This window comes from Vibrio sp. Makdt (assembly GCF_027587015.1).
GTDB lineage: Bacteria > Pseudomonadota > Gammaproteobacteria > Enterobacterales > Vibrionaceae > Vibrio > Vibrio chagasii_B.
In genome coordinates, this window is record NZ_JAPPTH010000006.1 from 201,494 (window position 1) to 222,210 (window position 20,717).

The following is a 20,717-nucleotide window of genomic DNA, read 5'->3' on the forward strand; positions in this document are numbered from 1 at the left end:
TGTGTATTAGTTGTAGCTTAAAACCTATGTGTTAGACATAGGTCAAGCATATTGAGAAAAAATTTAAGAGGAATATTATTGGTGAGGGATAAATTGGAAGCTAATTAAAAACAATGTAATGGACATTAACTCTAAATCATTTGGAGGCACTTCGAATTCAGATAGTGCCACGAATCGCTTGCCACATAGCTAAAAACACTAGAGTTTCTCAGCAACCCTCCCGGCCCAGTCTAAGATAGATTCAGTTGGAATACCTGTAGGGTGCCCCTCTACTGATTTAGGGTGAGAAATGCCAATGTGCTTTTTGAAGCCAAACATGGCATCCATTTCTTGTGTTGGCCATCCAAGAGATTTTGTCACCACGCCTTTTTTGATTCTAGAAAACTGATTTTTCCAGTTACGAGTATCGTTCTGCCTAACGCATTTGGTTGAGAGCCATTTATTCAGGCCCGTTACATCAACTTCGAGCAAGTAATTCACATGACTATTTCGCTCCACGACAACGCAACGAATCGTTCTCTTTGCATCAGAGTCAATCAAGTGGCATTTACTACGTCCAACCTGATCTAGCTCATGAGTGTACGAGTCAATGATTGTGCAGGCGTATTTTTCCTCTAGCATTTGCACCATCATGTTAAAGGCCGTAAAACGAGAGGCATACTCCTCTGATCTATCAGTGCAATCTTGCATACCTCCACCCATGTCTGCCGAAGGTATCTCACCATTACTGCCAGGTTCATTGGTACTGACCATATCACCAGCTTTCTTAGCTGCATCTTTGCTTCTATCTGGCCGATGACTTCTTTTAGGCGTTGTTGCTTTCGACGTTGAAAAACGATTTTTAAACCTTACTGAGCAAGTATTTTCACCTAGTAAGAATGCATGGTTAGCATCGGAAGCCTCACGCTCATCATCGATAATATGCTCTTCTGGCCGCTCGTATGGTTCAGGGCATTTTCCACCAGTGGTTGACTCTTGGCCTTCATCTGGATGCGTAAAAGAAGGATTATGGAAATAGACCCTAGACGGCATTTGAGCATTAATTCCAATATCCGTGATCTTTTCAACCAGAAAGTAGCGGCCACTTGCATCAAGCCGGCCTTCATACGAGAAAGACCACCCAGACATTTGAGGGGGGTCGAAGTGAAATAGCCAGCGCTTATACCCCATAGATACATCTCGGTCCTTCTCGACGTTAAAGTATCTAAAAATCGATTCAAATGAACGCTTTGCATTGCTATCAATAAGTAACCAGCTCAACATTGCTCTTGTTGCAGAATCATTGAATGCGGAAGGAGGGAAGTTTGATGTTTGCAACACTTCGATATTGGTATAATCCTCCTTGGTGTTGACTTCGACTTTGAAGTCGGTGAGCAAACGAGAAGACATTAATGACGCTCGCGATAAGTAAGAGCTGGCATAAAATAGGACCCTTGCCAACTCTAGCTGAGGAATAATCAGTTTAGGGGCAGCGCCTCGGTCTAATACAAATGCATGTTGCGCTGACTCTTTCTTTCTCAAAGACTCTGCTGACTCTGAGTCGGGGAACTCACTCAAGTTACTGTGTCGAAGGAGCTCATTACTTCTAAATTTATGACGCCCTCGTTTAGCGTAACTTTCTGATAACCCTCTTTGATTAATTATTTTTCCTCGATACAAAGCAGGAACGTTAGAAAATGCAGTCGCATGAAAATTATTTTTCTGCTGTGGGGGATAGCACCAAACCTCAATTAAAGGCCGGTAAGACTTATCACTTTCCCGCACCAATATCTTACCAGTATGAACTACACGCACATCATCATCACACTTGTAAAACCTCGCTCCCATCAGTCCATCCTTATTTTAGATTTGATCCCGTGGCTACCCAGCCAAGTAAGTCGTCGACGATTGGCACTATTCTTTCTTTAGGAAGGCTTGCTGAACGCATCAATTGCCAGCAACTCATTCCTAAACCTGTTTTTGATTTTGCGATTACAGCTATGACTAGCCGACGAGCTTGAAACTCAAAGACGCTTTCTTGATACCGATTCAAAGCAAAAGATAGCAAGGGTAATAAGTTCAGTTTTTTGCTCACCGAACCGTAATCATCTAGCTGCTTAAGTAAGAAATTTTTGCTTCTTCGAGGACCATCAACAACAGTATCTAATCGTTCTACAATCCTAATAAACTGCTTAGTTAGTGATCGGTCTCTTGCTCTCCAATCTACTTTTTTCTGCCTTACATGCGATTGGGATTGATGGACTCGATTGAAAGCTAATAGCCAATCTCTATCATTTCGGTATAGCCAAGCATACAGTGCACCACCACCAGGAAGTTTGCGTGCTCTCTTAACCGGGGCGTTACCTATTAAATGACGCCACAGCTCACGTTTTTCTTCACTTGGATTTGGCACAAGCTGAGCATTGTCCTTCGGGATCGATACCGTCACTTTATCTTTTGATTTTACTTCTTTTATGATCTCACTAGCCGACATTTCAGGAATAAAAGCACACCAAACCGTTAAGTGCTGTAGATAGCTAAAAGCTTTACGATGACGGCGAAATAACGTGCGAAGCCAGTTAGTATCTCTATCAGAGTTGATGGTTAGCTCAGGGGTAACGATCTTGCTTACAACTAAGTCCGCAATCTTATCGTGAGCAATCTGTTTAGGGCCTTTTCCACACCCAAAGTCGTGTGCTAGATGATTGTAGAAAAGGCTCCATTGATGCTGAGTCGGGGAGCCTTGGGCTGGTAAACACATTACCTCTTTAGCTTTGCTCGCTAAGTAAGCAAACCGCTGCGCTGTTATATTCTGGTGGTTACATAAAAAGGGCTGACATTGTATTCGGCCACATGCATGGTACGTGTGCCGACTATCATGGTAAGAGGTTGTCGATTTATTCAGAAGGCCGTGCTCAGGGCAATAAGGTAAGGATGGTAAAAACCACAACCTAGACCAATAACTTTCTCCATATTTTTGCTTTTGCTCCGCGACACAAGCTGGGCAAACACGAAAGTTATCCGATGTTTTTACAATAGAAGCTGGGGCTCCCAGCATTAGATGAACAGAGCCCTTAGCGCAATGTTCCATTCGCTCCATCGCTCTAATCCTAATGCTTTCATCAACAAAAGGAGCGTAAATCGGGAACATTGTATGCTCATAAATAAGCTCTTGAATATCAAATCGTCCCGTGTTGATTAGCAGCTCTGATATCGATGACAAATGACTAGGCAGGTCAATTGTCGCAATCACTCTTCTGTCACCAAACACTTCATCTAGTAGCTGTTTAGAACTTGTTATCGCACTGCGAATTCCAGCTCTAGCCACCAAGCTATAGATTAATTCATCTGGGTATGGGACAGGGAAGCAGCGCAATATTAAACCGCCTTTTCTAGCAATGACTGAATGTCTAAAATCAAACCAGACTTTGACATTGCTGTGTACACTTCTTTATCAGAACCAGATTGAGAGTGAACAAATCTCAAGTCCTCACTATCAAGCGTATGCCACTGAGTCTGTTTGATTGATGATGCCCTCTTGCCCTTACTTGGCTTAGCCTCTTTTTTAGATTGTAACTGTTCAGGATTAGTGAGATGTTCATGTACCAGTGGCAGTAAGCTTATCCATGTCAAATCAGGATATTGATCAAATAGCTGTCGTATTACAGGAGCTAAAAGCGTTGAGTCAAACTCATCTTTTAGGGCCATATACACTCGCCGCTCTTCATCGGTTCTAAGCTGTTGATATGCAAACTCCTCTGGTGTCTGCTGAGCAGTTGTGGCTACCTGTTTTTGCAGCTCAAGCAACCTTTTATCAGTGTTGCTTAGTTTAAGATCTGAAAATTTAATCATTTCTTCAACGTCACCAGAACGCAGGGCTGCTAGCATTGGATGGACAGGTTTTAATTCATCCTCGTAAACCTGTTGCATTAATTTAGGCGTAATCCTTTCTACTTTTGTCGCGATTGCTCTCAACTGACACAAGACATATAGCTTAACCACAATATCTAGAACACCTTGGCTCAGGTCATACCATAGAGAACGAATGTCATCCGACAGCACCTCATCACGTTTTTGTAGCCATTGAAGAGTCCATAACTTATCCGTGAGCGCTTTCCACTCTCTTCCTTCTTCCATTGGATCCCAAAAAATCGCACCAAGACCAGAGCCTCGCCTTGCAGATCTCATATCAGCTTCAAATATCTCGCGAGCTCGTGGTGTTCCGACCAAAATAACAGGAAGACCAATGGTATTTACTAATGTCACAAAAAAATTGAGCATTTTCTCAGATCCACCAGAGCGAGAACGGCTAAGATGCTGTATTTCATCAATAATAAGAACACCTACTGCGTGAGTATTTGCAACTTGGGCCATTGCAGCCAAAAGTGTTTCAATACTGGGCCTTTTGCTCATCGAGTATTGTCTTTCGTAGTTGGATGTTCCTAATGCTCTATCCATCGCACGAAAAAAGTTCAAGCACAGCTCTTTAAGTGATCCATCATGGGAGCAGTCAATTTTTAGATAAACGACTTGCTCAAGATTTCTGTCAGGGTGGTAAATAACTTGAGGATATAACGACAAAAGCTGCTTGATCGCTGTTGTTTTGCCATTGCCGCTACATCCAATCAATGTCATGCTTTGGGCTGTAGAACAAACTTCCGTGAACTTTATCGCCTTCAAATCACCAGATAAAACACGCTCGTAACCATTTTGTATATGTCTTGCCCAATCACCTGTTTCGGGATTTCTTCCAACATAGCCACGCCGTATCATCAATGAAAGTCGTTCATGTAACTGTATGTGCTGACTGAGGGGCTGGAAAAAATCATCAATAACACGACAGATACTATGCGCTCTTTCAATGCCATTTCGATGAATATCTTCTGCGGTGCACCTTAACGAGCCCTTTAGAGCAATCGAATCGACCAGGAAACTATTTATCGGTGGTAGTGCTTCTATCAGCGGGTTATCTCGATAAGCTGAGAGTGTTGCACTTTGATAGACGGCAACTACACGATGATCTTGGCATTTTTTCATCAGTTATCATCCTCATCATCAAATAGCTCCGGTATGAAGTCAGGCAGTTGATAACTTTCCTCCTCTCCCTTTATAGGTATCACCAGCGCGACTTCTTCTTGTTTTGCCCTAGCGGGCTGTATTGCTAATTCCTTTCTCTCTTTCTCTCGCGCATTCCGTTTATTGTCTTTAATTTCATTTATCTTTTGCGCGTTGCTCAATGTACTGGTTTTACGATTCTTTTTAGCCTTCTTCAGTTTCTTTTCAAGAAGATCATCAAAATCCCGTTCTACTGGTGCAAATTGATAGTTAGCCTCAGCCAAACTCTGTTTTTGAGCCGCTTGACGTTCCCATACTTGATACCAAGTTAGATCACGGAACTCTCTACTTCGACTAGAAAGATCACAAACCCAAAATGTATTTTTTCCTTCTTCAGGAAAAAGATATATGTGATTAGCAGAACCAAGCTCATAAGCTGCAAATAGTTTTTTAGGTCTAGATACTTCCGAAGAGCGGTGCATCCATCCTATCTGAATAATTTCTTTTCCTGTGTAGGTTAATCCCCATAACTTTATGCCTAACTCGGATACAGTGACTTTTTGACGCGGTAACAGCAGTACCTTTGCAAGATCCGTATCAATGGCTCGTATACGTCCAGTACGATGTTGAAGCCCCCACTTCCAAAGTTCAATTGGGATCGAGGGAAGGTTTTCTGGCATATCAGGAGCACGATCGTACTTTTCTAAAGGTTTATTTAAGTTGTGAGCAAGTATTGAATAGAGCAATATCTCAACAAAGTCAGATCTCGCCACAGCAGCTTCAACTCTATAATCTTTTTCACCGTGCTTCTTAACCTTGTTACCAGTTACGACACCTGGCATATAGGGCTTGAACTTAGCCTGTAATGTGCCAAATGATCTCTCGACAATGCCTTTAGCATCGCCTCTTCGAGGTGGAGCACTTTCAAGTCGAACACCAATAGCATCAACCAAATAATTTGCTTGGTGGCTCATCAATTCACCGCGATCAGCTAGCAATACATCAGGAATACCTATGCATGGCCACTGTTCTTCTGAAATATCGATACCATATTTTGCGCAGGTTTCTACTTTGCTGCTAAAGCTGCATATCAGGGCTTTCATTGCAACGGGGAAAGATGGATTATCGAAACCAATATAAAAACCAGCAACCATTCGACTAAAAACATCAATGACCATATAAATCGTCGGCCGACCGATAACCTTGTCTGCATCGTCATCATCTACTAAGTAAATATCTGCAATGGTGGCATCAATCTCATATCGACTACCTGGGCCTAAAGCTTGCTCGGTTGCAGTTCCATGTAGTGGCCTAACATCTTTATTGTAATTGCCTTGAGGTGTTTGAACGGTAAGCTTTGTGACCTTGCTATACTCGGTTTTGTAGAAATATCTAAATTGGCGGAGTGTTGGAATTTCATGCTCTTCAGCATCTGGGTTCTTTAATTTATATGCTTTTGAAAACTTCCTATGTGCATAAGCAACGGAGTTCCCTTTATCATTCATCAAATATTTATCACAAATAATTCGGAACTGTTTTCTGATTTCTTCAGTGACTTGTTTGCCATCACCGACGCCGTAAACCCTAGACTTACCAGCTTTATTTGTTGTGAAGTTTCTTCTCTTTCCGGCAGCGCCTGAGTTTTTGTAATCTGGTATTAGAGCATTTTTTATTTGTCCACGCTGCCAATATCTCCGAACTAAACGATAGATGGTCGATTTTGTTTTATTTGAACTGGCAACCGCATGACTAAACCTTTTTGCTCGAACTCTTTTGTCAAACGCTCCTTCGCCATCTACGATAGGCTTAATCAAATCAAAGTCGTTGTGCCTTTCCTGATATACATTTGACTCTTTGCTCCAAGATTCTCCTTGAAGATATGAATAAGGGTCAGGAATTTTTTCTATACGCCCTTCATCGACCCAGTTGCGGCATTCATCAAAATAGACTCTTTCAGGTAAACCTTTATCCTCATCAATAGCGATCCAATAGAAGTAACTTGTCTCAGTAAAAAGCACGCGGTACGCCTTACCGTTAAACGCTAGAGTTTCGTTAACTGGCCACATTACGATGCCCCCCGAACAAAGATCCGCTTCTAAACGCAATTTCTTTAGCTTTCAAACTATAAAATGGTAAACGAATATCGAACGTAATAAGCCTTGCTGCACACATTAAACGAATATCATAAAGTGACTGACCAAGATCTTGCTGGTATGCCATGTCATACTCTTTACACAGTTCAACGACTTTTCTTTCTGGGTGTTGAACAAAATAAGCACCGATATGCCCAAAAGTAAGCGATAGCTCATCCGTTATTACTTCATCAAAGTATCCCTTAACCCCGTATAGCCACTCAATATTCGATACGACTGTTTTGTCTATCTCTTTATCTGTCACTAGGAACCAGGGGATTTTTTTGAGCTGCCAATAACGGCGTTCTATTTCAAGCTTTTCAATGGTTCTTGGGTCTTTTAAATCTTTGGAGTACTTTGCTTGAATAGCAAACTTAGGCTGGGTTTTAGAAGCTGTGTTAATCAAAAAATCTGAGGACATGACAAGGTTTATCCCTCCTTGCGAAGGGTGCCAAAGCTGACCTTCCTTGGAAATATTAAGAGTGTCATCCCTGTTGAGTGGAAACTGCTCACGAATGTCTGTTACGGCAGGGTTATGGTCTAGAAGTAGAAAGACTGCGAACTCAAGATCCGATAGTACATGATGAATTCGGCCAGTTAGGTGAGAGTAGACTCTCTGAGATCGGCCTTCTGAAGGAACCTCAGTAACATACAGCCACGGCTTATAGTTGGAAAGCCTTCCTGCACCTCGGCCTTCATTTATCCGCTTGATGATTTGTTTTTCAGTTAAAACGTACTTTGATTTTGCCATAACAAAAACCCGGTTAACTTTTAATCAGTTTAACCGGGTTTAAAAAGTTTTCAACTTTAGTGTTACAGTTTCAAACTTTAATGTCACAGTTTCAAACTTTAATGTCTACCGACACGTATATTTAAGGGTTTAAGTTAACTTACTCTACCGTTACCGCTTTCGCTAGGTTACGAGGTTGGTCAACGTCAGTACCTTTGATTAGTGCTACGTGGTAAGACAGTAGCTGCATTGGAACTGTGTAGTAGATAGGTGCAGTGACTTCACTCACGTGAGGCATCTTGATGATCTTCATGTTTTCATCGCTTGCAAAGCCTGCATCTTGGTCTGCGAATACATAAAGTAGACCACCACGTGCACGTACTTCCTCAACGTTTGATTTCAGTTTCTCTAGTAGGTCGTTGCTTGGTGCAATAACCACTACAGGCATATCGGCATCAATCAGAGCTAGAGGGCCGTGCTTTAGCTCACCTGCCGCGTATGCTTCAGCGTGAATGTAAGAGATCTCTTTCAGTTTTAGGGACGCTTCCATTGCGATTGGGTAGTATTCGCCACGACCTAAGAAAAGCGTGTGATGCTTGTCTGCGAAGTCTGTCGCTAGTGCTTCGATCTCTTTATCAAACGCCAGTGCTTTCTCAATGTCAGTTGGCAGTTGGTGTAGCGCTTGCACGATTTCTGCTTCTTTTTCTTCATTGATACGGCCTTGTAGACGACCAATTGAAGTCACCATCATCAGCATTGCTGCTAGTTGAGTTGTGAAAGCCTTAGTTGAAGCTACACCGATCTCGGTGCCTGCGCGAGTCATGAATGCGAAGTCAGATTCACGAACCAGCGAAGAACCCGCAACGTTACAGATTGTCATCGCTGACATGTAGCCTTTCTCTTTCGCAAGGCGAAGTGCTGCTAGTGTATCTGCCGTCTCACCAGATTGAGACAGAGTAACAAGCAGGCTGTTTGGACGAACAACGAAGTCACGGTAACGGAACTCAGATGCGATCTCTACGTCACAGCTTACGCCAGCTAGAGACTCAAACCAGTAACGAGCAGCCATACCAGAGTTATAAGACGTACCACATGCGATGATCTGCACGTGTTCAACCTTACTTAGGATCTCTTCGGCTTTAACACCAATCGCGTTAGTGATAACAGAAGTATCTGAGATGCGGCCTTCCATTGTGTTGATCAGCGCCGTTGGCTGTTCGAAGATCTCTTTCTGCATGAAATGACGGTACTTACCTTTGTCACCTGCATCATGCTCTGCATTTGATTCAACGATTTCACGCTCAACACGCTCACCTGCAACGTCAAATACGGTCACATCACGACGAGTTACTTCAGCAACATCACCTTCTTCTAGGTACATGAAGCGGCGAGTTACGCTCAGTAGTGCAAGTTGGTCTGATGCTAGGAAGTTTTCACCCACACCAAAACCGATAACGATAGGGCTACCAGAGCGAGCCACAACAATACGGCTAGGATCTTTACGATCAACCACAACGGTACCGTAGGCGCCGTCCAACTGTTTTGCTGTTTTCTGCAGTGCTTCAACCAAAGAAGCTGAAGTGCGAAGTTCCCACTCCACTAGATGAGCGATAACTTCAGTATCCGTTTGAGAAGAAAATACGTAGCCACGCTCTTGCAGCATTGCACGCAGTGCTTCATGGTTTTCGATAATGCCATTATGCACTACCGCAATGTCACCAGACATGTGTGGGTGCGCGTTTGCTTCAGACGGCTCGCCGTGTGTTGCCCAACGAGTGTGAGCGATACCTGTACCACCAATCACTTGTTGCTCTTCTACCGCGTCTGCTAGCTCTTGTACTTTACCTAGGCGACGTACGCGAGTTAGATTTGATTCGGTATCAACCACAGCGACACCCGCTGAGTCGTAGCCACGGTATTCTAGGCGGCGAAGGCCTTCTACTAAAATCTCGGCTACATCACGCTGTGCTACTGCACCAACAATTCCACACATAGTTTGACTCCATCAATTTCGTTTATTCCTATTGGCAGCAAGCAAAGGCCATGTCTTTATTAAGATCAATTATAGGAAGTTAAATGCATAATAGTTAAAATAAGTTGTTAAGCTGGATCCGTTAAGATCACTCGAACATCATGTGATTCAATACTTGCCTGAGATTCTTTGCTCAAGTCTGTATCTGTAATTAAGATGTCGATGTGATCCCACGCCAACTCTAGATTAGGGATCTTTCGTCCCACTTTTTCTGACTCAACCATCACGATCACTTCTCGTGACACTTCAGCCATCACTTTACTTAAGCCAACCAGTTCGTTGAACGTGGTTGTGCCTCTGTCGAGGTCGATACCATCAGCCCCGATAAATAGTTGGTCAAAATCGTACGCACGCAACACTGACTCTGCGACTTGGCCTTGAAAAGAATCCGAATGGGTATCCCAAGTGCCGCCGGTCATGAGTAGCGTTGGTTCACTTTCCAGCTCATTGAGCGCGTTAGCCACGTGCAACGAGTTGGTCATGACAACCAAACCACGCTTACTGTTTAGTTGCTGAATTAGGGCACCTGTTGTGCTGCCGCTGTCGATCACGATTCGATTATGGTCGCGAATTAAATCTGCAGCTGCTTTCGCTAACGAAACCTTTCGAGTCGAAACTTTTTGACCCAATTCCTCGTTCACAACCTCTTTCGGTAGCGAAATCGCACCACCATAACGGCGTAAAAGCTGACCGTTTTTCTCTAAAGACGCTAAGTCCTTTCTAATAGTGACCTCTGAGGTTTCGAACTTAGCGGACAATTCATCAACACTAACCTCCCCTTTTTCGTTCACTAGGTTAGAAATTGCATGTCTTCTGAGCTGAGTGTTTCGTTTCGACATTTAAAAAAGACCAGTAAGTTTCGATATGAAAGATATTATAGTTACAACGAAACTATTTAGTCCATTTATTTCGATCCAAAAAATTAATAAATAGCGATAAAACCTTGTCCTAAGACAATTGTTAAGCAGTGATATTGAATTGATTAGGTGGTAGAATCCGCACCCGAAAAGAAAAAAAATTACAAAACTGACCGTTATTTTTTTGCAACTTTCACCTGATATATTGGTGTAAGTCACAGAAACCCGATGTTGAATCAAAATCTTTTGGTCATAAAATGACTAAAATTGATGAAAGACTTACAACTCTGAAGGACATATTGGAAGTCCCGCGATTTTACTCAACAGGCACAAAATGTTGATGTAGCGGACCAATCTTCAGAACTTAAATAAATTTCAAATTGTAACAATACTTACCGGAGAGTACCTTCCATGAAAAAGACCAAAATCGTATGTACGATTGGCCCTAAAACTGAATCTGTAGAGAAGCTAACTGAACTAGTAGATGCTGGCATGAACGTTATGCGTCTTAACTTCTCTCACGGTGATTTCGCAGAGCACGGCACTCGTATTGCGAACTTCCGCGAAGTAATGGACAAAGTAGGTAAGCAACTTGCTATCCTTCTTGATACTAAAGGCCCAGAGATCCGTACTATCAAGCTAGAAGGCGGTAACGACGTAGATCTAGTAGCTGGTCAAGAATTCACTTTCACAACTGATACTTCAGTTGTAGGTAACAAAGAGACTGTAGCGGTAACTTACGCTGGTTTCGCAGCTGACCTAAACGCTGGTAACACAATCCTAGTAGATGACGGCCTAATCGAAATGGAAGTTATCTCTACTACTGAAACTGAAGTTAAGTGTAAAGTTCTTAACAACGGCGCACTAGGCGAAAACAAAGGTGTTAACCTTCCTGGCGTTTCTGTTCAACTTCCAGCTCTTTCTGAGAAAGACAAAGCTGACCTTAAGTTTGGTTGTGAGCAAGGCGTTGATTTCGTAGCAGCATCTTTCATCCGTAAAGCATCTGACGTTAAAGAGATCCGTGAGATCCTAGACGCAAACGGCGGCAACGATATCCACATCATCTCTAAGATTGAGAACCAAGAAGGTGTAGATAACTTCGACGAAATCCTTGAGCTTTCTGACGGTATCATGGTTGCTCGTGGTGACCTAGGTGTTGAAATCCCAGCTGAAGAAGTAATCTTCGCTCAGAAAATGATGATCGAGAAGTGTAACCGTGCACGTAAGATGGTTATCACAGCAACTCAAATGCTTGATTCTATGATCAACAACCCACGTCCAACTCGTGCAGAAGCGGGTGACGTTGCGAACGCAATCATGGATGGTACTGACGCAGTAATGCTTTCTGGCGAAACGGCTAAAGGTAAGTACCCAGTTGAAGCTGTTACTATCATGGCTCAAATCGCGAACCGTACTGATTCAGCTCTTAAAGCTGAGCTAGGTTCTCGTCTAGACAGCCCACGTCTACGCATCACTGAAGCAGTATGTAAAGGCGCAGTAGACACAGCAGAAAAGCTAGCTGCTCCTCTAATCATCGTTGCTACTGAAGGCGGCAAGTCTGCACGTTCAGTACGTAAGTACTTCCCAACTGCAAACATCATTGCACTGACAACTAACCAAAAGACAGCTGCTCAGCTTGTTCTTACTAAAGGTGTTCGTCCAGTTCTTGTTGAGTCTATCGACAGCACTGATGCTTTCTACAAAATGGGTAAAGAATACGCACTTGAAGCTGAGTTCGGCAGCAAAGGCGACATCGTTGTAATGGTTTCTGGTGCTCTAGTAGCTTCAGGCACTACAAACACGGCATCTGTTCACGTTCTATAAGAATGAACCGATTCGCATAAAATATAAAAGAGGGCTTCGGCCCTCTTTTTTTATGAAACAAAATCTTGCCTAACTTTTCAGTACGCTGTATTATCAATCACAATAGAACTACGTACTGTTAACTTCCAATGGACTCTTTCTAAGAGACGGATTAGCAGACTAGAAATCAAATATACATGAGGTTTGTAATGTCTAGTCCTACTCTCACTGACAAAGTATCAAAGATGATTCGCCAAGATATTCTTAATGGTGAGTTAGCCCCAGGCCAAAAGCTCGTTGTTGCTGATCTAAAGAACAGATACAACGTTGGCGCATCTCCGATTCGTGAAGCCCTAGTACAGTTATCTTGGAGCAAATACGTGAAGCTCGAGCCGCAAAAAGGCTGCTGGGTATCGCCAGTGTCAAAGAAAGAGCTGAATGATCTTTATGAAAGCTTACGTGTCGTGTCTTCAGTTCTACTGAAAAAAGCCATTTCTGCGGGGGATGAAACTTGGGAACTGGATGTACTGACTTCTTACCATAAGCTTTCGCGAGTACAGCACGTATCTGAAGAGTTTGATTGTGTGGAATGGGAAGAACGTCACCAACAATTCCACGTTGCGCTACTTGAAGGTGCGGACTCAGAGAACATGTTTAGCTTCTTTGAAGATTTGATCAATCAAGTAAAGCGGTACCGCTTCCTAGCGATGTCGGCGGAAAGTGCCTCGGATGATCTGTTCAATATTGATGAGCACGAAATGATTATGAAACTCGTGCTGTCAAAAAACGTAGAACAAGCGACAGAGCTGCTTGATCAACACCTACTAGGTTCAATGAAGCGAATTGAAGAGGTTATCGAAGCGGCTTAATGCAGCGATAAATCTTGAACAAATAAAAACGGAGCCTAGCAGCTCCGTTTTTTGTTTTTCAGCATCAAGCTGGTTACCACCCAAAAAACTCTTTGTGATGAGTATTGAGCAGTAAAACCATAGGTAAGAAATACAAAGCACTCAGCTTAAAACCAAGAATGACCAATGTACCTATGGTTAATCTCACTAAAAAATCGACAAACATACCACGCCTCTTTCAACCAGACTGTATGATCCCCAAACTCTTGCTCCAGCTAACCTAATTCTACTGCTGCTTTTCAACTCATTGAAAAAGCTAGCTAACCAGCTGAATTAAGTTAACGGTGTCATCCCTTTAATATCTGGTAAACACTCTATTTATCACACCGCTTAACACGATGTAATCTGAAGCAAGGTAGTTTACTCATTGTTCATTTTAGCTCAAATTTTCGCCAACATTAGACTTTAGTCTAACCGTATAGAATTTGTGACATAGGTCGCTCAAAAATGAGATTCCTCATATATACACAGAAGAAACGACTTCATCACTTACTGAGTTGCAAGCTATATAAAGAGTACTCGATGGGATAGCGGGAGGATATTCAGGAGTAAATAGAGCCTGTAGCTAAGCGACATCTGCATAGCTAGGACAAATCGAGACGGTATTTCGTCCAGAGGATTTCGATTCGTAAAGGCCGACGTCCGCACATTTGTATGAACGGGTACTGTTACTCGTCAAATCAGTGAAACCGACGCTGACGGTTACCTTGGTGCCCGCAGATAACTCAATCTCGATTCGCAGCCGGTCCAATACACGCTTCGCTTCTGATAAAGAGGTGTGCGGCATCAACAGTGCAAACTCTTCCCCACCAACACGCGCCACAAAATCGGTACTACGGAGGCTGTCTTGTAGAAGCTTAGCTACTCTTGCAATCACACGATCGCCTTCATCATGACCAAGCTCGTCATTAATTCGCTTAAAGTTATCGATATCGACTAAAGCTAAACAAGTAGTCGCCTCATTTGGGTAACGATCAACCAAACGAGAATAATAAGCTAACTGCTCTTCAAACTTTCGACGGTTCCAAAGGTTACTCAAAGCGTCTCGCTCACTTAGAAAACGCAGACGAACTTCGAGCTCTTTCCTTACTGATATATCCACCAGCGAAGTAATGTAGTAGCTCACTTTCCCAGAACTGTTCTTGACCGCATGGACACGCATAATAGCGGTAAAAGGGATGCGCAGTTTGTTTTTACACAGCACTTCCCCTTCCCACACTTCTTCGTTGTCTAAGTGTCGCCAGATGGATTCGCTGGTGAGCTGCTGATCTGTATTTTCCAACAGAAGTTGCAGCGCATTATGACCGATAACTTGTGCTTCGCTGTAACCGGTCATATTTTCAAACTCGTTGTTGATCATCATAGTACGATGCAGCTTATCAGTGATCATCACGGCAGACATACCATTCAACGCTGCGCGAGCTAACTTACTCTCTAAGCTACGACGTCGATAATGCGTCACCAGATAAGCAAATGGGAACGCGAACAGTAACACAGTGAAAAGCACTATTATCTCTTCATGGGCAAGATCATTTAGATCACGTTCAGCTCTAGCGAGCAGTTGTTTTTGATTCAATTGAATCACAAGGTGCATCTTTTGATTATTAGCTAGCTGAACCGTGTTAAACGCGAACAGGTTACCATCTTCAAACACAGTGCCCATTTGTTGTCGAGAGAGGGCTTCCCATGTTTGAGGTGCGATGTTTTTTAGGTTGAAGCCTTTCCTTTCAGGAACAGAATCGCCAAACAATTTACTGTTGTTTGGACTCGCAATGTAATAACCCTCACCATTGACGACTTCCGCTCTAAAATCATAATCAGGTGCGAAATTAAGACGTGAAGACAACCCCCAGACATCCAGATTGATCACCAAATAACCGACTCGCTTCTCCGGAGTTTCAACAGGCGTGAAGACTCTAAACACCGGTTTATAAGGATATGCCAATTCACCATGTTCGGTTTCAAGCTCAATTCCCCAACCACCAATATCTTCATGCTCTAAGCTCTTAGCAAAATGATAGTAGCTAGAGTCAGACCTATCTTGTAATTGCTGAGGTATTGTCACAGCGCCCGTGGCAGAGGAATAATTCACTCGGACCAGCTCTTTACCCTCAATATCGATAAGATGAATCTGTGTATACCATTTTTGGTTCACTAACACAGACTGCCATACCTCTTCGAGGAGGCTTTTGGTTTGTTCAGAGGGGGAGGAAGCGAAATTAACAAGGCTTTGGCTATGACTCAGTAGTTTCATCACCGAAACCAACTGAGATTTTAAGAGCTTGTAATCTCGTTCTGCGTAAACCAGCTGATGAAGGGCTTGTTTCGCAGAGTAATCAAAACTTTGTTGTTTTACTTCTTGGTAACGTTGTAAATAGTAAAGACCCACTGCAGCAGACAGTGTTATCGAAATAATCAGCAATGTAATTATCGATTTACTATTTCTCATTGATAACTCAAGTAAAAGAAGGCGTGAAGCGCAGGATTATAGCACTCTATAAAATTAACAAAATAAAAGCCGCTTAAAAAAGCGGCTATAAAACTATTTTTTAAGTGCTTGTTGTTTAAGCTTTCAGCGCGCGTTCGCCACGGGCGATGCCCACAACGCCACTGCGTGCCACTTCAAGTACTTCAGTCACTTCAGACAACGCTTGAATGAAAGCATCCAGCTTTTCACTCGTACCCGCCATTTGTACTGTATATTGAGAAGCCGTCACATCAACGATCTGACCACGGAAGATATCCGCTGTACGTTTCACTTCTGCACGAGCAAAACCGCTCGCACGAACTTTAACCATCAAGAGCTCACGCTCGATGTGTTCAAGCTCAGACACCTCTTGCACTTTTAGTACATCGATCAGCTTGTGCAGTTGCTTTTGAATCTGTTCAAGCTGCATTTCGCTCGAGTTGGTCGTCACGTTCAAACGAGAAAGCGTTGGATCATCGGTTGGCGATACGTTCAACGACTCAATGTTGTAGCCACGTTGAGAAAACAAACCAACCACACGAGAAAGCGCACCCGGTTGGTTTTCCATTAGTAGTGAAATAATGTGTCTCATATTATGTTCTCTCCGTTTTGCTTAGCCACATGTTATCCATACCCTCGCCCTTAATCTGCATTGGGTATACGTGCTCGGTGTCATCCACACTGATATCGACAAATACCAAACGGTCTTTCATCGCCAGTGCTTTTTCCAAACCTGATTCCAGTTCATCTGGAGATGAAATGCGCATACCTACGTGGCCATAAGCCTCTGCGATAGCAGCAAAATCAGGAACAGAGTCCATATATGAGTTAGAGTGGCGACCTTGATAAACAATGTCTTGCCACTGTTTAACCATTCCTAAGAAACGGTTGTTTAGGTTAATAATCTTAACTGGGATATTGTATTGCAGCGCCGTAGACAACTCTTGGATATTCATTTGAATACTGCCGTCACCGGTTACCACTACAACTTCTTCATCTGGTTTAGCAAACTTAACGCCCATGCCAGCAGGTAGACCAAAGCCCATAGTGCCTAGACCACCAGAGTTAATCCAACGGCGCGGTTTATTAAATGGGTAATATAACGCTGCGAACATTTGGTGTTGGCCAACGTCAGAAGCAACGTAAGCATCACCATTGGTTACTTTGTGCAGAGCTTCAATAACTTGCTGCGGCTTAATGCACTCAGAAGACTTTTCATACGCTAAGCAGTTGCGATCTTGCCACTGCTTGATTTCACTCCACCAGCTTTCCAGAGCTTCAGCATCATTGGTGCCGCCTTGCTCAACCAGTAGATTAACCATGCTCTCTAGTACTTTTTCCGCAGAACCTACGATTGGTAGATCCACTTTCACGTTCTTAGAGATCGACGATGGGTCGATATCAATATGCATGATCTTCGCGTTCGGGCAGTACTTATCAAGGTTGTTGGTTGTACGATCATCAAAACGTACACCGACACCAAAAATAAGATCGGCGTTGTGCATCGCCATATTGGCTTCGTATAAACCATGCATGCCAAGCATGCCTAGAGAGTTCTTGTGCGTGCCCGGGAAGGCACCAAGCCCCATTAAAGTGCTTACTACAGGTAAATTCAATGCTTCAGCCAATTTGATCAGCTGTTGATCGGCCTCAGAGATAACCGCACCGCCACCGACATAAAGTACTGGCTTTTTCGCTTCAAGAAGTGCCTTTAGTGCCTTCTTAATCTGACCTTTATGACCCGTAACCGTTGGGTTGTACGAACGCATCTTGATCGTTTCTGGGTATTGATAAGGAAGCTTAATTTGCGGATTTAATACATCTTTTGGCAAGTCGATAACCACAGGACCAGGACGTCCTGTCGTTGAAATATAGAATGCTTTTTTTAGCACTTCAGGGATATCTTCAGCTTTCTTAACTAAGAAGCTGTGTTTAACGATCGGGCGAGATACACCCACGATATCACACTCTTGGAAGGCATCATTACCAATGAGATTGTTTGGTACGTTACCTGAGATAACGATCATTGGAATCGAATCCATGTACGCCGTTGCGATACCCGTTACGGTATTGGTTGCGCCAGGACCCGAACATACCAGTACTACGCCCGGTTTACCGGTAGAACGAGTGTAGCCATCTGCCATATGGGTAGCGGCTTGCTCGTGTCGTACTAATACGTGTTTAATTTCGTCTGTTTTCGCATGCAGCGCATCATAGATATCAAGTACAGAACCACCTGGGTAACCAAAGATTTGTTCTACACCCTCTTCAATAAGAGACTGCACCACCATCTCAGCGCCGGATAACATTGCTGTTTCAGGTTTTGTTGTCATATTGCTCTCCTCACCAGTTTCCAAGCACATTTGGTGAACATGTTGGGCTGGTTTTTCATAGTCTAGGGCTTATTCGTAGCCTAATTCGAAATACTTCCACTTTTTCGGCTATGGCTGTCTGTCGTGATAACAACAAACAGTAATACGAAACAACTTTAACGCTTTATTATCATCCGGTCTAACACCTGTTAGTCGACAATTATGCCAAAAAACCAACTATCAGCTTAAAGCATCAAAAAAAACCTAAGCAGAGTTGAATAACCAGTTACAAACACTACAAACAAAGACAAAAAAAGCACTTAATATTTATATAAATGACTAATTATCGATAAATGAAGCGCTTTCCTGTGTGCGTCTTCGCACATTATTCCAAGCCTTGAGGCATAAAAAATCCCCCTAAAAATGCAATCACATTCGTAGGGGGATTTTTAAACAACTGAAAATTTATCTCAGTAGAAAACTACTTATCTTTCGACTTTTCAGTGTACATTTCTTCGATTTCGTCTTGATACTTATCGTTGATAACTTTACGACGCAATTTCTGAGTTGGCGTCAGTTCGCCATCATCCATCGAAAATGCTTTTGGTAATAGCTTGAACTTCTTCACTTGTTCAAACTTAGCCAATTCTTGCTGCAAGTCATTCACACGCTTCTCAAGCATCTCAACGATCTGATGGTGCTTAATCAATTCAACGCGGTCGTGGTACTTGATATTCAATTCTTTAGCGTACTCTTCAAGAGAGTCGTAACACGGAACAATCAGTGCAGAAACGAATTTACGCGTATCAGCAATAACGGCAATCTGTTCGATGAAGTGGTCTTTACCGATCGCGCCCTCTACTACTTGCGGTGCAATGTACTTGCCACCTGAGGTTTTCATCAGCTCTTTGATACGGTCGGTAATAAACAGGTTACCATTTTCATCAAAATGACCCGCATCTCCGGTTTTCAAGAAACCATGCTCGTCGAACGTTTTCGCTGTCTCTTCTGGCATTTTGTAGTAACCACGCATTACCATTGGGCCGCGAACAAGAATCTCATTCTGCGCACCAATTTTTACTTCCGCGCCCGGCATAGCCATACCAATCGAGTCAGGATTAAAACAGCGGTCATCCCAGCACGAAACGGTTGCGGTGGTTTCTGTCATACCGTAGCCAAGTTTCACGTTAATGCCGATAGCATGGAAGAAACGACCAATGGTTTCATCCAGCTTCGCGCCACCACATGGCATAAAGTTGATGTTACCGCCTAACAGTGCTCGCAGCTTAGATAACACAAGCTTATCGGCTAACGCATGGCTCTTCTTCAGCATCAGTGATGGTGTGCGACCTTCTTGGTGACAAACCGACAGCTTCGCCCCCATGTTTACCGCCCAAGTAAATAGAACCTTACGGATAAACGGCGCTTTCGAAACCTTCTCGTGAATCGCTGAGAAGATTTTCTCGTAGAAACGTGGAACCGCACACATCACGGTCGGCTTCACGTCGCTCAGCGCGTCACGCACCTGCATAGTATCTTGCAGGTAACAGTTGGTTGCGCCTTTGTAGAGCACGTAGAAAGTCCACGCACGCTCAAATACGTGAGATAGAGGTAAGAAACACAATGAGACATCGTTTTTGCTTAAGCTCAAGCGCTCATCGTGGCCTTCTAATTGATAGCCAATATTGGTGTAATCAAGCATTACGCCTTTCGGTTGGCCAGTAGTACCAGAGGTATAGATAAGAGTCAGTAAGTCGTCCATGCTTGCATCTGCAAGACGAGTATCAAGTTCAGCTTGCTGAGCCTCAACACCGCGCGCCATGAAATCAGCCCAAGATACCGCAAAGCTATGGCCTTGAAGATCGATATCATCAGACATCGCGACAACCACTTCTAGCTGTTCGCACTCTTCAAATAGGCTCACGGCCGCGTCAAATTGGACTTGCTCACCAACAAATAAGATCTTCACATCCGCATTTTGGATGATGTAAGACGACTGCGCTGCTGTGTTGGTTGGATAAATCGGCACAGTCACAAGACGAGCTTGTAAAGATGCAAAATCTGCCACGGTCCATTGAGGCATATTGTTTGAATAGATACCGATCTTATCTTGAACTCTCAGTCCCTGAGCCAATAGTGCTAATGAAAGCGTATCGATTTGTTGTCCAAACTGCTGCCAGCTAATACCTTGCCATACATTATCTACTTTGTGCTTCAAAGCTGTACGGTTGCCGCCTTGGGCAATTTGGTCACGAAGTCTTTTTACGATATGAAAATCTAAATTGGCCATCTCTTTACCTTTGGCTTACACCTGTAAGCTTTTTTGAGCGCACAAGTGTACCTCTGATCATGGAAAAGGCAACTGATGAAGCTCAAAGTTATAAGTAATAGTACGTATCACGCTAAGTTTTCTATCAACAAAAATAGCAGGTACAAAAAAGC

Annotated in this window: 13 protein-coding genes; 2 read left to right on the forward strand and 11 right to left on the reverse strand. The window is 43.2% G+C overall.

Features of this window, described 5'->3' with window-relative positions:
* Positions 1–198 precede the first annotated feature (198 nt).
* The 7 genes from OH460_RS10105 to OH460_RS10135 all read right to left on the reverse strand — a co-directional run bounded on the left by OH460_RS10105 (position 199) and on the right by OH460_RS10135 (position 10,767).
* A complete protein-coding gene (locus OH460_RS10105; protein WP_237304590.1) occupies positions 199–1,827 on the reverse strand; it encodes a Tn7-like element transposition protein TnsE in 1,629 nt (542 codons plus the stop codon).
* A 10-nt stretch (positions 1,828–1,837) separates the two neighbouring features.
* Positions 1,838–3,355 carry a TnsD family Tn7-like transposition protein gene (locus OH460_RS10110; RefSeq protein WP_239032805.1) on the reverse strand — a complete coding sequence of 506 codons (1,518 nt, stop codon included), beginning with the start codon at positions 3,353–3,355 and terminating at the stop codon, positions 1,838–1,840.
* Between the two features lie 2 nt (positions 3,356–3,357).
* Positions 3,358–5,016 carry an AAA family ATPase gene (locus tag OH460_RS10115; RefSeq protein WP_248368452.1) on the reverse strand — a complete coding sequence of 553 codons (1,659 nt, stop codon included), beginning with the start codon at positions 5,014–5,016 and terminating at the stop codon, positions 3,358–3,360.
* Positions 5,016–7,100, reverse strand: a complete 2,085-nt coding sequence (locus OH460_RS10120; protein ID WP_237304592.1) for a transposase — start codon at positions 7,098–7,100, stop codon at positions 5,016–5,018. Before OH460_RS10120 ends, OH460_RS10115 begins: the two co-directional genes overlap by 1 nt.
* Entirely contained in the window at positions 7,087–7,917 is an 831-nt protein-coding gene (locus OH460_RS10125) for a TnsA endonuclease N-terminal domain-containing protein (protein ID WP_237304593.1), read from the reverse strand. The genes OH460_RS10120 and OH460_RS10125 overlap by 14 nt, the downstream gene beginning before the upstream one ends.
* A 139-nt stretch (positions 7,918–8,056) precedes the next feature.
* Positions 8,057–9,889, reverse strand: coding sequence for a glutamine--fructose-6-phosphate transaminase (isomerizing) (gene glmS, locus OH460_RS10130; RefSeq protein ID WP_269996975.1), 1,833 nt, complete (start codon positions 9,887–9,889; stop codon positions 8,057–8,059).
* Positions 9,890–9,996: 107 nt separating this feature from the next.
* Positions 9,997–10,767, reverse strand: coding sequence for a DeoR/GlpR family DNA-binding transcription regulator (locus OH460_RS10135; RefSeq protein ID WP_171730874.1), 771 nt, complete (start codon positions 10,765–10,767; stop codon positions 9,997–9,999).
* A 429-nt stretch (positions 10,768–11,196) separates the two neighbouring features.
* Here OH460_RS10135 and pykF point away from each other — a divergent pair, with 429 nt between their 5' ends.
* Both pykF and OH460_RS10145 read left to right on the forward strand, forming a co-directional pair.
* Positions 11,197–12,609, forward strand: a complete 1,413-nt coding sequence (gene pykF / locus OH460_RS10140) for a pyruvate kinase PykF (RefSeq protein ID WP_008219975.1) — start codon at positions 11,197–11,199, stop codon at positions 12,607–12,609.
* 176 nt (positions 12,610–12,785) lie between these two features.
* On the forward strand, positions 12,786–13,457 hold the full coding sequence (locus OH460_RS10145) for a GntR family transcriptional regulator (RefSeq protein WP_081090364.1): 672 nt from the start codon (positions 12,786–12,788) through the stop codon (positions 13,455–13,457).
* Between the two features lie 604 nt (positions 13,458–14,061).
* On the opposite strand, the gene OH460_RS10150 is transcribed toward OH460_RS10145, so the two are convergent.
* The 4 genes from OH460_RS10150 to OH460_RS10165 form a co-directional block, all read right to left on the reverse strand.
* Positions 14,062–15,945, reverse strand: a complete 1,884-nt coding sequence (locus tag OH460_RS10150; protein ID WP_269996976.1) for a sensor domain-containing diguanylate cyclase — start codon at positions 15,943–15,945, stop codon at positions 14,062–14,064.
* A 115-nt stretch (positions 15,946–16,060) separates the two neighbouring features.
* The gene (gene ilvN / locus OH460_RS10155; RefSeq protein ID WP_008219984.1) at positions 16,061–16,555 is read right to left on the reverse strand and encodes an acetolactate synthase small subunit; all 495 of its coding nucleotides are present in this window, start codon (positions 16,553–16,555) and stop codon (positions 16,061–16,063) included.
* A gap of 1 nt (position 16,556) precedes the next feature.
* Positions 16,557–18,296 (reverse strand): acetolactate synthase 3 large subunit, encoded by a 1,740-nt coding sequence (locus OH460_RS10160; RefSeq protein ID WP_198778085.1) that lies wholly within the window; start codon positions 18,294–18,296, stop codon positions 16,557–16,559.
* 460 nt (positions 18,297–18,756) lie between these two features.
* Positions 18,757–20,565, reverse strand: a complete 1,809-nt coding sequence (locus tag OH460_RS10165) for an AMP-dependent synthetase/ligase (protein ID WP_269996977.1) — start codon at positions 20,563–20,565, stop codon at positions 18,757–18,759.
* Between the last annotated feature and the right edge of the window lie 152 nt (positions 20,566–20,717).

What these genes read in the sequence shown, in the direction of transcription:
- OH460_RS10105 (WP_237304590.1), bottom strand. Translation starts at nt 1,827, where the DNA reads ATGGGAGCGAGGTTTTACAAGTGTGATGATGATGTGCGTGTAGTTCAT.
- OH460_RS10115 (WP_248368452.1), bottom strand. Translation starts at nt 5,016, where the DNA reads ATGAAAAAATGCCAAGATCATCGTGTAGTTGCCGTCTATCAAAGTGCA.
- OH460_RS10120 (WP_237304592.1), bottom strand. Translation starts at nt 7,100, where the DNA reads ATGTGGCCAGTTAACGAAACTCTAGCGTTTAACGGTAAGGCGTACCGC.
- OH460_RS10125 (WP_237304593.1), bottom strand. Translation starts at nt 7,917, where the DNA reads ATGGCAAAATCAAAGTACGTTTTAACTGAAAAACAAATCATCAAGCGG.
- glmS (WP_269996975.1), bottom strand. Translation starts at nt 9,889, where the DNA reads ATGTGTGGAATTGTTGGTGCAGTAGCACAGCGTGATGTAGCCGAGATT.
- OH460_RS10135 (WP_171730874.1), bottom strand. Translation starts at nt 10,767, where the DNA reads ATGTCGAAACGAAACACTCAGCTCAGAAGACATGCAATTTCTAACCTA.
- pykF (WP_008219975.1), top strand. Translation starts at nt 11,197, where the DNA reads ATGAAAAAGACCAAAATCGTATGTACGATTGGCCCTAAAACTGAATCT.
- OH460_RS10145 (WP_081090364.1), top strand. Translation starts at nt 12,786, where the DNA reads ATGAGGTTTGTAATGTCTAGTCCTACTCTCACTGACAAAGTATCAAAG.
- OH460_RS10150 (WP_269996976.1), bottom strand. Translation starts at nt 15,945, where the DNA reads ATGAGAAATAGTAAATCGATAATTACATTGCTGATTATTTCGATAACA.
- ilvN (WP_008219984.1), bottom strand. Translation starts at nt 16,555, where the DNA reads ATGAGACACATTATTTCACTACTAATGGAAAACCAACCGGGTGCGCTT.
- OH460_RS10160 (WP_198778085.1), bottom strand. Translation starts at nt 18,296, where the DNA reads ATGACAACAAAACCTGAAACAGCAATGTTATCCGGCGCTGAGATGGTG.
- OH460_RS10165 (WP_269996977.1), bottom strand. Translation starts at nt 20,565, where the DNA reads ATGGCCAATTTAGATTTTCATATCGTAAAAAGACTTCGTGACCAAATT.